This is a genomic window from Duganella sp. Leaf61, from assembly GCF_001421905.1.
In the GTDB taxonomy this organism is placed as follows: Bacteria; Pseudomonadota; Gammaproteobacteria; order Burkholderiales; family Burkholderiaceae_D; genus Rugamonas; species Rugamonas zoogloeoides.
Window position 1 is genome coordinate 445,061 of the sequence record NZ_LMLM01000001.1, and the last position, 15,115, is coordinate 460,175.

A 15,115-nucleotide genomic window follows, 5' to 3' on the forward strand; every position below is an offset into this window, starting at 1 on the left:
GCTGCCCTGTCATGAAAATTGTCGTCGCCATCGCGTTCGTCCTGATCATCGGCAGCCTCGGCTCCGCGCTGTTCTTCCTCATGCGCGACAAGGGCAAGAGCAACAACACGGTCCGCTCGCTGGCGGTGCGGGTGGGCTTGTCGATCACCCTGTTCGTGATGATCCTCGTGGCTTACAAGCTAGGCTATATCCAGCCTACCGGCCTGCGCTGATCCTTATTTACAGCACCAGAAAAAACGGCCGCACCGGACATTCCCGTGTGCGGCCGACAGCATTATAGCGCCGATGTTTGGGGTATGTTCACAGCCAGTAGATCACCACGTACAGGCCCAGCCACACCACGTCCACGAAGTGCCAGTACCATGCCGCCCCTTCGAAAGCGAAGTGGTTGTCAGGTGTGAAATGTCCTTTTAATACCCGGTATAACACCACCGACAGCATGATCGCGCCCATCGTCACGTGGAAGCCGTGGAAGCCGGTCAGCATGAAGAAGGTCGAGCCGTAGATGCCGGATGTCAGCTTCAGGTTCAGTTCGCTATACGCGTGGATGTATTCATAGACCTGGAAGCCCATGAAGGTGGCGCCCAGCAGCACGGTGGCAAACAGCCAGATTGCCGTCTGCGCGCGGTGGCCGGCGCGCAGTGCGTGGTGGGCGATGGTGAGCGTCACGCCCGACGTCAGCAGCAAGGCGGTGTTGATGGTCGGGATCGGGAACGGTCCCATGGTGCGGAACTCGTCGACGGTACCGGCCGGGCTGGCGCCACCCCAGTGCGCGGCAAAGTCGGGCCAGATGAATTTATGGTCGATGTCGCCCAGCCACGGCATGGAAATCACGCGGGCGTAAAACAGCGCGCCGAAAAAGGCGCCGAAGAACATGATCTCGGAAACGATGAACCACGCCATCGACCAGCGGAACGAGTAGTCGATGCGCTGGCTGTACAAGCCGCCCTCGGATTCACGGATGGCGTCGCCGAACCAGAAGTACAGCACCGCGATGATGCCGGCCAGGCCGACCAGGTTGACCGGCATGCCCCACGCCACATCGTTGACCCACGCCGAGGCGCCGGCCATGGTGACCAGCAGCGCGATACCGGCCAGCAGCGGCCAGCGCGACGGCCCCGGCACGAAGTAATACGGTGCTGCGGTATTGTGTGCGCTCATCTCGATCTCCCCTGTCGAATTTTATAAGTGTAAGGACTATTTTGCTACCGCCCACTGCACGGCCAGGATCAGCAGCCCGATGAACAGGGCCACGGCGATCAGCGCCGCGATCACGATGTGCACCGGGTTGAGCCGGGCGTCATCGTTGTCGAAATCACTTTTGCGGCGCAGGCCGAAGAACGACCACACCACCGCTTTCAACGAATACCAGAACGACGCCGGCTGCTTGTCCATCTAGTTCGCCGCCGTCTTGTCCATGCCGCCCACTTCGAAGAACGTGTACGACAGGGTGATGGTCTTTACGTCGCGCGGCAGCTTGGGGTCGATGTAGAACATGACCGGCATCTGCCGCGCTTCGTTCGGCTTCAATGCCTGCTGCTTGAAGCAGAAGCACTCGACCTTTTTAAAATGCTGCATGGCGTTCTGCGGCGCGTAGCTCGGTATCGCCTGCGCCGCCACGTCGCGGTTCTGGGTGTTGACCACTTCGTACGTCACCGTGGCCAGCTCACCCGGGTGCACCGTCATCGATGCCACCGTGGGCCGGAAGCGGTACGGGCCCTGGCTGTTGGCGTCGAACTCGATGGTGATGCTGCGGGTGGCGTCCACCTGCGTGTTCTTGTCGTATTCGACCGTGCCGTCTTTTTGGGTGAGCACGTTCAGGCCCAGCGCTTCGCAGATCTGGCGGTAGAACGGGTTCAAGGCATAGGCAAACCCGAACATCACCACGGCCGTGACCAGCAGCTTGCCGAGCAAGGTACGGTTCAATCCGGAGGCGCCGGTTTTCTTCATGTCAGCTCAGCCAGATACGCTTGACGAACACCGACAGGAAAAACAGCACCGCCAGTCCGGCCAGCCACAGCGCCATGCGCACGTTGTTGGGTTTTTTATTCATTTGAACTGCGGTGGCGTTTCAAACGTATGGAACGGCGCCGGCGACGGCACGGTCCACTCGAGGCCCTCGGCGCCCTCCCACGGCTTGGCTTCCGCTTTCTTGCCGCCGCGAATGGTCGGGATCACCACGCCGAACAGGAAGAACACCTGCGACAGGCCGAAACCGAAAGCGCCGATGGTGGCGATCATGTTGTAGTCGGTGAACTGCGCCGAGTAATCGACATAGCGGCGCGGCATGCCGGCCAGGCCCAGGAAGTGCATCGGGAAGAACGTCACGTTGAACGAAATCAGCGACAGCCAGAAGTGCGCCTTGCCCATGGTTTCGTTGTACATGTGGCCGGTCCACTTGGGCGACCAGTAGTAGAAACCGGCAAACAGCGCGAACAGCGAACCGGCGACCAGCACGTAGTGGAAGTGCGCCACCACGTAATAAGTATCCTGCAGCTGGATGTCGATCGGCGTGACCGCCAGGATCAGGCCGGTGAAGCCGCCGATGGTGAACACGAAGATGAAGCCGACCGTAAACAGCATCGGCGTCTCGAACGTCATCGAACCCTTCCACATGGTGGCGATCCAGTTGAACACTTTCACGCCGGTGGGTACCGCGATCAGCATGGTGGCGTACATGAAGAACAGTTGCGACGTCACCGGCATGCCGGTGGTAAACATGTGGTGGGCCCAGACCACGAACGACAGGATCGCGATCGACGCGGTGGCATAGACCATCGATGCGTAGCCGAACAGCTGCTTGCGTGCAAACGCCGGCAGGATCTGCGAGACGATGCCGAACGCTGGCAAGATCATGATGTACACCTCGGGGTGGCCGAAGAACCAGAAAATATGCTGGTACATCACCGGATCGCCGCCGGCGGCCGCGTTGAAGAAGGTGGTGCCGAAGTGGCGGTCGGTCAGGGTCATGGTAATCGCCCCGGCCAGCACCGGCATCACCAGGATCAAGAGGTAGGCGGTGATCAGCCAGGTCCAGCAGAACATCGGCATTTTCATCAGCGTCATGCCCGGTGCGCGCATGTTGAGGATGGTGACGATGATGTTGATCGAACCCATGATCGACGAGGCGCCCATCAGGTGCATGGCGAAAATCGCCATGTCCATGCCAGGTCCCATCTGGGTGGACAGCGGCGCGTACAGGGTCCAGCCGGCGGCCGTGGCGCCACCCGGCACCAGGAACGACGTGGCCAGCAGCAGCGCGGCCGGCGGCAGCAGCCAGAACGAGAAATTGTTCATGCGCGCAAACGCCATGTCGGACGCGCCAATCTGCAGCGGAATCATCCAGTTGGCGAAGCCCACGAAGGCCGGCATGATCGCGCCGAACACCATCACCAGGCCGTGCATGGTGGTCAGCTGGTTGAAGAATTCGGGCTGGAAGAATTGCAGGCCGGGCTGGAACAGCTCGCTGCGGATCATCAGCGCCAGCACCCCGCCCGACAGCAGCATCACAAACGAGAACCACAGGTACAGCGTGCCGATATCCTTGTGGTTGGTGGCGAACAGCCAGCGTTTCAGGCCGGTCGGATGGTCATGGGCGTGATCGTGCGAGTGATCGTGGCCGTGATCGATGGTGCTTGTGCTCATTGTGTCTCCTGCTGTTCTGCTGGATTTATTTACGTGCAGCCACGATTTCGGCCGGTTGGACGATGTTTTGTTCTGGCTTGTTCGACCAGCTGTTGCGGGTGTACGTGATCACGGCCGCGATTTCGGTGTCGGACAGCTGCTTCCACGCCGGCATTTCGGCGGGATATTTACCGCTCTTCTGGCCGTTGAGCAGCACGTGGATTTGCGCCGCCTTGTCGCCGTTGACCACGGCCGAGCCGTCCAGCGGCGCGAAGGCGCTAGGCACGCCCTTGCCGTTGGCCTGGTGGCAGACCGCGCAGTTGGCGGTATAGACTTTTTCGCCGCGCGTTTTCAGCTCGTCGATGGTAAAGGTTTTGTTCGGATCGTCGGCCAGCGCCGCCATTTCCTTTTTCTTGCCATCGACCCAGGCCGTGTAGTCGGCGTCGGACACCACGCGCACGACGATCGGCATGAACGCGTGCTCCTTGCCGCACAGCTCGGAGCAATAGCCGCGATAGGTGCCGGTGTGTTCGGCCTTGAACCAGGTGTCGCGCACGAAGCCGGGAATCGCATCCTGCTTGACGGCAAACGCGGGGATCGACCACGAGTGGATGACGTCGGCGGCGGTGGTGACGATGCGGATCTTTTTATGGACCGGCACCACCATCTCGTTATCGACGTCCATCAGGTACGTGTCGCCACGCTTTTCGGTGGGGGCAAAGCCGGGCGCACCCACTTGCGCGCGCGGCGTGGCCAGGTTGGACAGGAAGGAAATGCCGGTGCCCTCCCCGCTCAGGTAGTCGTAGCCCCACTTCCATTGCATGCCGGTGACCTTGATGGTGATGTCGGCATTGCTGGTGTCTTTCATGCCGACCACGGTGCGGGTGGCGGGCAGCGCCATGCCGATCACGATCAGGAACGGCACCACGGTCCAGGCGATTTCGACGGCAGTCGATTCGTGGAAGGTGGCCGGTTTGTGGCCCAGCGATTTGCGGTGCTTGAAGATCGAGTAGAACATCACGCCGAACACGGCGACGAAGATCACCAGGCATACAATCATCATCCACGTGTGCAGATCGTAGACCTCGGTGGCGATGCGGGTGGCGGGCGGCTGCAGGTTCAGTTGTTTTTCAATTGGGCCGCCGGTGCCGCCCGTGGCCGGGCCGTACGTTCCGGCGGTTTCTGCTGCCCTCGCTGCAATACCGGCTGCCGTCATCGTAAAGCCGAGCATGAACGATGTAAGTCGCTTCGCAAGTGTCATGTTTTCCCCAACAAACCCAAGTGTAATTATTTTGTAACGACCTGGATTCCGGTAAACCAAACCCGCGTCGCTCCTTAAACAACTTCAGGTCCCGTTTGCACACTGCCGGGACTCTGAAGCCTTTGTCTCCATCCCCTACGTCACAGCGTGCTGCGAGAGAACAATACAAAAGCCTGATGCTGCTTAAATCAACTGCTCGCTTCGTTTCAATTGGTGCCCGGATAACGGCTTTGCCCATGATTCACAGGCAAAGTTGGTTATTGATTATATAGAACAAAAACCACGCACATCAACAAATAAACGATTTTGCAACTCTGTTGTCTCCGGGACGCATTTTGCTTGCGTCCAAGGCGTGATCGCGCTATGCGCGACCTTTAATTCTTCTTGCGCGGCAGGTCGAAGCGGATAATCGCCTCGCCCTTGGACGTGGTGCGCGGCGCCGGCCGGAACGCGTGGCCGTAGATCACCTCGAACGTCAGCGCCAGTTTGCCGTCGGGCCGGCGCTGGCGTTCCAGCGCCGCCAGCATGCGCTGCCAGGCCTGCTTGCCCATCAGCCCCTGGCTGCGCGTACCGAGCGGATTGCCGCCCAGCGCGCGCACGTCGGCCAGCAGCGCTTGCGCGGTGTCGTACGTGACCGTGATCACTTCCATGTCGAGCACCGGCGTGGAAAACCCCACCTCCACCAGCTGGTCGCCGAAGTCGTGCATATCGACAAACGGCAGCACGTGCGGCGCCAGGTCGGCCTCGGCAAACGCCGTGCGCAGTTCGCGCAGGGTGTCGGGCCCGAAGCACGAAAACATCAGCAGGCTGTTGACCCGCAGCACCCGGCGCCATTCGGCAAACACGCGGTCGGGCTGCGGATGCCAGTGCAGCGCCAGGTTGGACCACACCAGGTCGATCGAGTTCGGCGCCAGCGGCAAATCGGCAAAATCGCCGCACAGCAGGTCGATGCCGGCCTTCGACGGCAGCAGCTTGGACAGCAGCTGGTTCAGCGACGACTGCTTGGCGCCCTGGCTGCGCACGGCGCGCAGCGGCGCCTCGGCCGCATCGACGCCGAGAATCTGGGCGGCAGCGTACATTTTTTGCAACACACCAAGGTCGGCGCCGTCGCCGCAACCGGCATCGAGCACGCGCAAGGGCGCGATTTTAACCAATTCCAGCCGGTCCACCATCCGCGAGGCAATTTCCCGGCGCAAAAAATCGGCGGGGCGGGTGCGGTCGAGACGGGAAAACAGGGCGCGCACATGATCGAGATCAATCGGAGCGCTGAGTTTGGGCGGGTTGGCAGGCACGTGCATATATGGTTGACAGTTGGGTTCCACCTGCGATGGGCCGTGCCGGATGACGCCAGGCGGCCGCAGGTTGATGCGATAATGTCGGCAGTGTACATGGTTGGCGCCCGGCTGGCCGCCATGGGCCGCGTTTTTTGGGAAACATGGCATGAATGGCAAGCTGATCCGGCGAGCGCTCCACCTGCTGTTGCCCACCTCGTGCGCGCTGTGCGGCGCCGGCAGCGACGACACCCTTTGTGCAGCCTGCGTGGACCAGTTTTTCGGTCCCACTGCCGCCGTGCCGCGCTGCCCTTGCTGCGCCAATCCGGTCGTGGCTGGCGCCACGCTGTGCGGCCACTGCATCGCCGCGCGGCCCGCATTCGACCGCACCGTGGTCGCTTGCGACTACGCACTACCGGTCGATCAGCTGGTGCTGCAACTGAAATTCGGCCACCGGCTGGCCCTCGCGGCGCTGATGGCGCGGCGGCTGGCGGTCGTGACGGCAGCGGCAGCGGCGGAAAGTCCTGGCGCCCTGCCCGATCTGCTATGCCCGGTGCCGCTGGGCCCGCGCCGGCTGGCGCAGCGCGGCTACAACCAGGCGCTGGAAATTGCCCGGCCGCTGGCGCGCAGCCTGGGCGTGGCGCTGCAAGCCAGGCTGGTGGCGCGCACTCGCGAGACAGCCGCGCAAAGCAGCGTGGCGCCCGAAGATCGGCGCGCCAATATCGCCGGCGCTTTTGCCGTGCCCGCCCCGGCGCTGGCACTGGTACGCGGCCGCCATATCGGCGTGGTGGACGATGTGATGACCAGCGGCGGCACGCTCGACGAAATGGCGGCCACGCTCAAACGCCACGGCGCCGCGCGCGTGAGCAACCTGGTGTTCGCGCGCACCCCGCCCCATTGAATTTTTGAAGGAGAACATTGTGTTTCACGTCGTACTGGTCCACCCCGAAATTCCGCCCAATACCGGCAACGTCATCCGCCTGTGCGCCAACACCGGCGCCCAGTTGCACCTGATCGAGCCGCTCGGCTTTCCGCTCGAAGATTCCAAGCTCAAGCGCGCCGGCCTCGACTACCATGAGTACGCGAAAATGAAGGTGCACGCCGACTGGCAGTCGTTCTGCGCCGACCTGCAACCGGACCCGTCGCGCATGTTTGCCATGACCACGCGCGGCTCGTCGCCGTTTGCCGATGCCAGCTTCCGCCCGGGCGATGTATTCGTATTCGGTTCGGAAACGGCCGGCCTGCCGCCCGCCCTGCGCGACAACTTCCCCGCCGAACAACGGATCCGCCTGCCGATGCGGCCCGACAACCGCAGTCTCAATCTCTCGAATACGGTCGCGGTTGTAGTTTTCGAGGCTTGGCGCCAAAACGGCTACGCCGGCGGCGTATAGCATCTGACAACACCGCCATAGCGGCGTTGCAGCTCCTTGCCGTACTGGCGTACTGTCTTCGTCGCTGCGCCTTGCTCTGGCGGCGTTCTCAGGCGCTATTACCATTCCTACGGGAAGTTGAAGTGCGCAGTATCAATTGCGGTTCGATCATGCCGGTCTCCGGCTCCGGCTTGCCATCGATGGCGGCGATCAGTTTTTCCATTGCGGTCGCCCCCATCCGCTCGCTTTGCATATCGACCGTGGTCAGTGCCGGCGACGTGTACTGGCCGTACGAGATATTGTCGAACGCCGCCACCGACAGGTCGTCGGGCAGCGAAAAGCCCAGGGTTTGCGCTGCCTTCATGAAGCCCAGGGCCATCAAGTCGTTGTAGCAGATCAGCGCATCGGGCGGATTGCCGCCCAGCAAGATCGCCGAGCACACGCGTTCGCCCTCGGCCGAGGTGGGCGTGCCGCCCTCGTACACATCCAGGTCCAGGTCATGTTCGGCCAGGCAGGCACGGATGGCGTCGAGCCGGTCGTGGTCGCGACGGGCGCGGGCAAAGCGCAGGTAGGCGAACCGGCGGTGACCGAGCGACAGCAGGTGCCGCGCCAGCATGGCGGCGCCGCGCGTGTCGTCGCTGCTCACCCACTGCAATGGCAACCGCGTGGGCCGGCCAAAATACACCAGCGGCTTGCCCAGGTCCATCAGCCAGTCCATCTCCGACTCGACCATGCGCGAGAACAGGATCAGGCCATCGACGCGGCGGCTCAGCGCCTCGACCAGTGGCCGTTCGCGGTCAGCGTTTTCTTCGGTATCGACCAGCAGCAAGGTGTAGTTATGGGCCAGGGCCACGCGGTTGGCGCCCTTGACGATGCTGGTGAAATGGGGATTGTTGATGTCGAGGATGGACAGGCCGATGCTGCGCGTGCGGCCCGTGATCATCGATTGCGCCAGCGGATTGGACCGGTAGCCCAGCCTGGCAATCACTTCCTTGATGGTGGCTTCGACTGCCGGTGAGAACCGTTGCGCGCCGTTGACGAACTTCGACACGGTGGCGGTCGAAACACCGGCGGCGGCGGCCACGTCACGGATGGTTGCTACGTTTTTTTTCATTGCAGGCAGGAAGTGGGCGCGTGATCGATCGTGGCAACGATCTTAGCACGCGCCCAAGGTGCTTCAAGCCTTACAGATCGGTAATTTCCTTGTGGCGCGGCACCAGGATTTTCATGACGGTCCACGCTGCCAGGTAAGCCACGGCGCAAATTGCGAACATGATCATGTAACCGGTGTAGATATCGTTGACCGCCTTGTAGTGATCGAACACCCAGCCGCCCAGCTTGGTCAGCAGCACGCCGCCGATACCGCCGGCCATGCCGCCGATACCGACCACCGACGCCACCGCCTTTTGCGGGAACATGTCCGACACGGTGGTAAAGATGTTGGCCGACCAGGCCTGGTGGGCCGAGGCGCCGATACCGATCAGTATCACCGGCACCCAGAAGCTGATCGAACCGAGCGGTTGCGCCAGCAGCACCAGCAGCGGGAACAAGGCAATCACAAACATCGCCCGCATGCGGCCGTCATACGGCGCATAACCACGGGCCATGAAGTAGCTGGGGAACCAGCCGCCGCCGATCGAACCGATCATGGTCATGCTGTAGAGCACGGCCAGCGGCACGATGATGGCGTCGCCTTTCATGCCGTACTGGGCCGACAGATAGGTTGGCAGCCAGAACAGGAAGAACCACCACACGCCGTCGGTCATGAACTTGCCGAAGGCAAAAGCCCAGGTCTGCGGATATTTCAGCAACTGGAACCACGAGGTTTTACGGGCGGCAGCGGCCGACGCTTCCTCGGTTGTTTCCGCTTTGACCACCTGGTCGCTGCGAATATAGGCCAGTTCGGCGGCGCTCATGCGCTTTTGCTGTTCCGGCTTGTCGTACAACCACAGCCACAGCGCCATCCAGAAGAAGCCGACCGCGCCGATGATGATGAACGCCCACTGCCAGCCCCACACGGAAGCGATCAGCGGCACGCTGATCGGCGCCAGGATCGCACCCACGTTGGCGCCGGAGTTGAAGATACCGGTGGCGAACGACCGCTCCTTCTTGGGGAAGTATTCGGCAGTGGCCTTGATCGCGGCCGGGAAGTTACCGGCCTCGCCGATCGCCAGCACCGCGCGCGACACCATGAAACCGATGATGGACGGAACCACCACCAGGCCGAAGGCGCCGGCCACCACGGCAATGCCCTCGCCCATCGGCACCGCAAACGCGTGCAGGATGGCGCCGAGCGACCAGATCACGATCGCCACGACATACGCGGTCTTGGTGCCGATGCGGTCGACCACGCGGCCGGCCAGCAGCATCGAGACCGCGTACACGAACTGGAACGCGGCAGCGATATTGGCGTAATCGGTATTGGTCCAGCCGAATTCCTTGGACAGGTCCGGCGCCAGCAGGCTGAGCACCTGGCGGTCGAGATAATTGATGGTGGTGGCAAAAAACAACAAGGCACAGATGGTCCACCGGTATTTACCGACGGCCTGGCCGACTGACTGCGGGTTGACGGGCTCGCTCAGATTCATGGCATCACTTTGTATTATGTTTATGTTGATGATCTCTCTGTCTCCACGAGATCATGTCATATGTCATCGTACAACCATCAAAGTTGTGAAGCAAGAAAAAAGAAGTGGCTGCTCAAAGGCAGCCACCAAATGATCAAATCGTTGCGCGAAGCGGCTTTTTATGCCGCTGCTGCCATTCTCGGGCGGGCCAGCAACAAGGCGACCAGGCTGATCACCGCCGCCCCGCTCAGGTAGTAGCCCACGTACTGCAAGCCATAGTTGGTGGCCAGCCAGGTAGCGATGTACGGCGCCAGCGAGGCGCCCAGGATGCCCGCCAGGTTGAAGGTGAGCGAAGCGCCGGTGTAACGCACTTCGGCCGGGAACAGCTCGGACAGGATGGTGCCCAGCGGACCATAAGTCAGTCCCATCAACCCCAGGCCCAGCGACAGGAACACCGTCACCTGCGCGGTGCTGCCGGAGCCGAACAGCGGCGCCAGCGCCAGCCCGAAGATGGCGATTGCCGCCGAAATCCAGATCAAGGTGCGGGCGCGGCCATGGCGATCGGCCCACACCGCCGCGACCGGAATCGTCAGGCCGAAAAACAGCACGGCAAACAATTGCTGGATCAGGAAATCCTTGCGCGAGAAGTGCAAGGCGGTCGTGCCCCAGCTCAGCGCGAACACCGTCATCAGGTAGAACAGCACGAAGGTGGCCAGCGCGATCAGGGTGCCCAGCACCAGCATGGCGCCATGGTCGCGGAACACCGTCACCACCGGCACTTTGACGCGCTCGTTCTTTTCCAGCACTTTCTGAAAGTCCGGCGTTTCGTGGATTTTCAGACGCACGTACAAACCGACGATGACCAGGAGCGCGCTGGCCAGGAACGGGATGCGCCAGCCGTAGGCAAAGAATTCGGCATCGGTCTGCACCTCGGTGAGCAGCAGGAAAATGCCGCCCGACAGGAAGAAGCCGATCGGCGCGCCCAGTTGCGGGAACATGCCGTACCAGGCGCGCTTGCCAGGCGGCGCGTTTTCGGTGGCCAGCAGCACCGCGCCGCCCCACTCGCCGCCCAGGCCCAGGCCCTGGCCAAAGCGGCACAGCGCCAGCAGGGCCGGAGCCCAGGTGCCGATGGTGGCATACGTGGGCAGCAGGCCGATCACCACCGTCGAGAGCCCCATGGTCAGCAACGCCGCCACCAGCGTGGCCTTGCGGCCCACGCGGTCGCCGAAGTGGCCGAACACTGCCGAGCCGATCGGCCGCGCAAAGAAGGCGATGGCAAACGTCGCCAGCGACTGCAAGGTGGCGGCGGCGGGGTCGGCGGCGGGGAAGAACAGCTTGGGGAACACCAGCACGGCAGCGGTGGCGTAGATATAGAAATCGAAGAATTCGATGGTGGTGCCGATCAGGCTGGCGAACAGCACGGTGGCCGGCTTGTTGGTCTGGGCCGGTTTGGACGGACTCATGCGTAAGGCTCCTGCAAATAAACGGTGCGGCCCATCATACACACGCCATTGGCAGGATGCCAAGCAAAGACAGCGGCAGCAGGTAGTACTGCTTAGAGAAACCTCACGCCTTGGGATCGATCTGTTGCAAACCGTCCGCGATCGCGGCCGCTTCCAGCGGGCGCACCACGCGCGCCACTTCCACGCCATCCTTGAGGAAAATCAGGGTGGGCCACAGCTTGACGCGGAACGAACGGCCCAGCGCACGGCCAGGGCCGTCTTCGACCTTGTAGTGAGTCAACTGCTCATGACCGGCAAATGCCTGCGCCAGCGGCGCCTGGGCGGCCTGGCAGTGGCCGCACCAGTTGGCGCCGAACTCGAGCAGGACTGCGCCCGGCAGGGCATCGATCTCGGCGCGCTGCGGCGCCTCGGCTTGGTAGTGTGTTTTCATTTTTTCCTGAATTTGGCGCAGGGATCGGGACGTTCCTGCGTGCTCAGCGCATAGGTTTGATCATAACGGCCGGCATGGTCGCCCGGCTCCACGTAGCCTTCGGCGCGCACCGTCAGTATAGGCTCGATCAGGTTAAGCCAGCGCGCGACGCCGATATCCTTGCGCACGTGGCCGTTGCCGGCGATCAGCACCACGTCGCGCGGACGCTGGTCGCGGATGATCTTGGCCATCCACAGATCGCGCGCCAGCTGGGCGTTGACCATGCCATCGACCATCATGGCCGGCAACATGCCGCAGTGGCCGGCTTCGATCTCATGCTGCTGGGCGGCGCGCAGGTCGGCCGGGATCGCCTGGTCCAGGCGGTAGTTCCTGATGCTTTGCGGGTCGAACGTGGCTTGTATGCCGTCGCGCACCACGCGCGAAGCGTCGGCGCGCGACAGGTTGCCCGCCACCAGCGGCAAGTGGTACGTGAGCGCCAGCTGGATCACCGGGTAGTACAACTGCCAGTCCCAGCGCGGGCCGTGGACGAGCTGGATCACGCACTGGGCGTCGAGGCAGCCCTTTTGCGCCTGGTCCAGCACATCCTGGTTTTCGCGGTCGAACTGCTCCATCACGATGGCCGGGCGCCAGCCCGCTTCCACGCGCTGGCGCAGCAACTCGTAGCGCAAACGGTGGCCTTGCCGGTTGTCATGCACTTCGCCCAGCAGCAGTACCTGGGGATTCGGACCTTGCGGCGCCGACGTTGCATCCGCTGCAGGAGCGGCAGCGGTGGCAGCGGGCCTGGCCCCGCCCGCGCAGCCGCTCAACAGTGCGAGGGTGGCCAGTGCGCTGGCGCCACACATGAATCGGAGTCTGTACATCATGGGATATCGTCCCCTTGCATGCTAATTGGTTGATTTGATGGATCTAATTTATGGCGCACTGCGCGCAGCGTTTGACAGTGTTGGTGCAGTGCAATAATAAATTTCTGCTGAATAAACTAAAATAGCAATATGTTATGAATTGTGGTTAAATACCAGTTCGGTCAGTTGTCCACCCGATCTGGCGCAAAAATTATACGGATAACGCATTAAATTGTTGTTAAGCCGGGCGCCCAGTACAGTTTCAGGAGTGTCATGTGAAAATTTTATCGTTGTTGAGCACCACCATCTTCGCGTTGGGCCTGTGTGGCGCTGCCGCCGCAGCCACCGCCACGCCTGACGCACTCGCAGCATCGGCCTTCCACGAATGTACGGCAGATGCCCCGTGCGACAAGCTTGCACAGCAAGAAGGCCAACCGGCCGCGCAGGACCGGCAACCGGTGGCCAAGGTCGACGAAGCACCGCTGCCGGTGCCGGAACTGCAAACCTCGCTGATGTTCATGATGGGGTTGCTGGTCCTGGGTGTGACCTCGCGGCGCCGGTCGTCGGAACGTTTCGACCGCTGAGCGTAGCCTGCTTCACCGACATCCCGCCTGGTGCGGGATTTTTTTATTCCGGCGCGGCCGGCGCCACCGGTGTCACGCACGGCATGCGCAGCGTGAAGCTGGCGCCCTGCCCCAGCACGCTGGCCACCGTGATGGTGCCGCCGAACTGCTTGGCCATCAGGTTGAACACGATGTTCAGGCCCAGGCCGGTGCCGCCCTGGCCGCGCCGGGTGGTGACGAACGGGTCGAAGACCTTGTCGATCATGTCCGGGGCGATGCCCTTGCCGTTGTCGCTCACCTGCATCTCGATCCAGTCGCCCTGGCGCGCCACGCCGATCGTGATGCGCCCTTCCTGTTCCGCCTCGAACGCATGTTCCACGCAATTGAGCGTCAGGTTGGTGAGCACCTGGGCCAGCGCGCCGGGATAGCTGTCGAGCATCAGGTCGGGGGGGCAGGCGATGCTGACCGTGATCCGGGTCTTCTTGAGCTTTGGTTGCAGGCTCGACACCACCTCGTTGATATAGTCGCGCAGCTCGAAGCGGCGCCGCGCCTCGCTTACCTGGTCCACCGCGATCTGCTTGAAGCTGTGGATCAGGTGGGCGGCGCGGTAGGCGTTGTTCATGATCAGGCGCGTGCTTTCGGCAGCTGTTTCCAGGTAGCGGGTGATATCCGATTTCTTGACCGTGCCTTCGGCCACCGCCGCGTGGACCTTCTCGGTCGCCTCCATCAGCACCGAGGCGCTGGTAAGCGCGATGCCGACCGGCGTGTTGATCTCGTGGGCCACGCCGGCCACCAGGCCGCCAAGCGACGCCAGCCGCTCGGCCTGGAGCAACGATTCCTGCGCGCGCCGCAGTTCGTCCAGTGCGCGGGTGGTGGCCAGGGCAGCCTGGCGCGCCTCGTCCTCGGCCTCGCGGATGCGCTGGATATTCGATTTGACCTTGCGCTGGATGGCGTTGAAGCCACGGATCACTTCGCCCAATTCGTCGCGACGGTTGTCGGGCAACTCCTCGACCTCGTCGCTGTCGCGGGTGGCCAGGTCGAACAGGCCGTCACGCAGGCGCTTGAGCGGGTGGAACACGATGCGCAGCGACAAGGCCAGCGCCGCCACCAGGATCAGGTCTAGCAGCAACACTTCAATCACCTTGCGCCGCACCTCGGCCGCCAGCGTGGCCTCGATCTGGGCGCGGCTGAAATTGACCACCACCCGGCCCACGATCACCGGCTTGAGCGCGGCGCCGGCGCCGCCGGAATCGCGGTAGGCCAGGTCGGCCACCACCGGCGTACCACCCACGGCGGCATCGGTTTCGATCGGCACCAGGGTGCCGTCCTCGCGCCGCAGCCGGCCGGAGAACAGCCCGACCGACGTGTCGTACACGCGGATCGAGACCAGTTCGGGCGGCATCATCTCGGCAGCGACGATGTTATCGACCTTGGCCTTGTCCAGGTCCCACAGCGCCGAAGGCAAGCTTGTCTGCAGGCGCGCCAGCACGCCCTGGCGCAGCCGCTGGCTGCCGGCCTCGAGTTCCTGGGACAGGCTGTGCTGGGCGTAGGTACCGGAAATGCCGAGCACGAGGGTAACGATCACCACGAACAGCAGCGTCAGGCGGCCTTGAATGCCAAACATCGAATTTAACCTCCCTTGCGCTGGATTTAACGGCAACAAGCCAATGTAAGGTAAGCAATGCATCTTGGCAAGCAAGGCTTGGCCGCCTCCCCGATGCGTG

At 62.6% G+C, this 15,115-nt stretch carries 17 protein-coding genes; 4 read left to right on the plus strand and 13 right to left on the minus strand.

The window, feature by feature from the left end:
• Positions 1-11 precede the first annotated feature (11 nt).
• Positions 12-212, plus strand: a complete 201-nt coding sequence (locus ASF04_RS01895) for a twin transmembrane helix small protein (protein WP_056137660.1) — start codon at positions 12-14, stop codon at positions 210-212.
• Positions 213-300: 88 nt separating this feature from the next.
• On the opposite strand, the gene ASF04_RS01900 is transcribed toward ASF04_RS01895, so the two are convergent.
• From ASF04_RS01900 to ASF04_RS01925, 7 genes are all read right to left on the minus strand, one after another.
• Entirely contained in the window at positions 301-1,161 is an 861-nt protein-coding gene (locus ASF04_RS01900) for a cytochrome c oxidase subunit 3 (RefSeq protein ID WP_056137661.1), read from the minus strand.
• A gap of 36 nt (positions 1,162-1,197) precedes the next feature.
• Positions 1,198-1,395 carry a DUF2970 domain-containing protein gene (locus ASF04_RS01905; RefSeq protein ID WP_056137662.1) on the minus strand — a complete coding sequence of 66 codons (198 nt, stop codon included), beginning with the start codon at positions 1,393-1,395 and terminating at the stop codon, positions 1,198-1,200.
• Positions 1,396-1,950, minus strand: coding sequence for a cytochrome c oxidase assembly protein (locus ASF04_RS01910; protein WP_056137663.1), 555 nt, complete (start codon positions 1,948-1,950; stop codon positions 1,396-1,398). It lies immediately after the preceding gene.
• Position 1,951: 1 nt separating this feature from the next.
• Positions 1,952-2,053 carry a cytochrome oxidase small assembly protein gene (locus ASF04_RS27995; RefSeq protein WP_227012375.1) on the minus strand — a complete coding sequence of 34 codons (102 nt, stop codon included), beginning with the start codon at positions 2,051-2,053 and terminating at the stop codon, positions 1,952-1,954.
• Positions 2,050-3,645 carry a cytochrome c oxidase subunit I gene (gene ctaD, locus ASF04_RS01915; protein WP_019921378.1) on the minus strand — a complete coding sequence of 532 codons (1,596 nt, stop codon included), beginning with the start codon at positions 3,643-3,645 and terminating at the stop codon, positions 2,050-2,052. Before ctaD ends, ASF04_RS27995 begins: the two co-directional genes overlap by 4 nt.
• A 25-nt stretch (positions 3,646-3,670) precedes the next feature.
• The gene (gene coxB / locus ASF04_RS01920; protein ID WP_056137664.1) at positions 3,671-4,885 is read right to left on the minus strand and encodes a cytochrome c oxidase subunit II; all 1,215 of its coding nucleotides are present in this window, start codon (positions 4,883-4,885) and stop codon (positions 3,671-3,673) included.
• Between the two features lie 374 nt (positions 4,886-5,259).
• Positions 5,260-6,183 carry a methyltransferase domain-containing protein gene (locus tag ASF04_RS01925; protein ID WP_056137665.1) on the minus strand — a complete coding sequence of 308 codons (924 nt, stop codon included), beginning with the start codon at positions 6,181-6,183 and terminating at the stop codon, positions 5,260-5,262.
• 142 nt (positions 6,184-6,325) lie between these two features.
• On the opposite strand from ASF04_RS01925, the gene ASF04_RS01930 reads away from it, so the two are divergent.
• Together ASF04_RS01930 and trmL are read left to right on the plus strand one after the other, a co-directional pair.
• A complete protein-coding gene (locus tag ASF04_RS01930; protein ID WP_056137666.1) occupies positions 6,326-7,057 on the plus strand; it encodes a ComF family protein in 732 nt (243 codons plus the stop codon).
• Positions 7,058-7,076: 19 nt separating this feature from the next.
• A complete protein-coding gene (trmL, locus tag ASF04_RS01935) occupies positions 7,077-7,547 on the plus strand; it encodes a tRNA (uridine(34)/cytosine(34)/5-carboxymethylaminomethyluridine(34)-2'-O)-methyltransferase TrmL (protein WP_026637204.1) in 471 nt (156 codons plus the stop codon).
• An 88-nt stretch (positions 7,548-7,635) separates the two neighbouring features.
• On the opposite strand, the gene ASF04_RS01940 is transcribed toward trmL, so the two are convergent.
• The 5 genes from ASF04_RS01940 to ASF04_RS01960 form a co-directional block, all read right to left on the minus strand.
• Entirely contained in the window at positions 7,636-8,640 is a 1,005-nt protein-coding gene (locus tag ASF04_RS01940; RefSeq protein ID WP_056137667.1) for a LacI family DNA-binding transcriptional regulator, read from the minus strand.
• Positions 8,641-8,710: 70 nt separating this feature from the next.
• Entirely contained in the window at positions 8,711-10,114 is a 1,404-nt protein-coding gene (locus tag ASF04_RS01945; RefSeq protein WP_056137668.1) for an MFS transporter, read from the minus strand.
• A gap of 158 nt (positions 10,115-10,272) precedes the next feature.
• Positions 10,273-11,556, minus strand: a complete 1,284-nt coding sequence (locus ASF04_RS01950; protein WP_056137669.1) for an MFS transporter — start codon at positions 11,554-11,556, stop codon at positions 10,273-10,275.
• 103 nt (positions 11,557-11,659) lie between these two features.
• Positions 11,660-11,986, minus strand: a complete 327-nt coding sequence (locus tag ASF04_RS01955) for a thioredoxin family protein (protein ID WP_056137670.1) — start codon at positions 11,984-11,986, stop codon at positions 11,660-11,662.
• Positions 11,983-12,849, minus strand: a complete 867-nt coding sequence (locus ASF04_RS01960; RefSeq protein WP_229204883.1) for a ChaN family lipoprotein — start codon at positions 12,847-12,849, stop codon at positions 11,983-11,985. The genes ASF04_RS01955 and ASF04_RS01960 overlap by 4 nt, the downstream gene beginning before the upstream one ends.
• Before the next feature lie 254 nt (positions 12,850-13,103).
• Between ASF04_RS01960 and ASF04_RS01965 the strand changes: the two genes are divergently transcribed.
• Complete coding sequence (locus ASF04_RS01965; RefSeq protein ID WP_056137672.1) at positions 13,104-13,412, plus strand: hypothetical protein; 309 nt, start codon at positions 13,104-13,106, stop codon at positions 13,410-13,412.
• 43 nt (positions 13,413-13,455) lie between these two features.
• Here the strand turns inward: ASF04_RS01965 and ASF04_RS01970 are convergent, their stop codons facing one another.
• Complete coding sequence (locus ASF04_RS01970; RefSeq protein WP_056137673.1) at positions 13,456-15,015, minus strand: sensor histidine kinase; 1,560 nt, start codon at positions 15,013-15,015, stop codon at positions 13,456-13,458.
• Between the last annotated feature and the right edge of the window lie 100 nt (positions 15,016-15,115).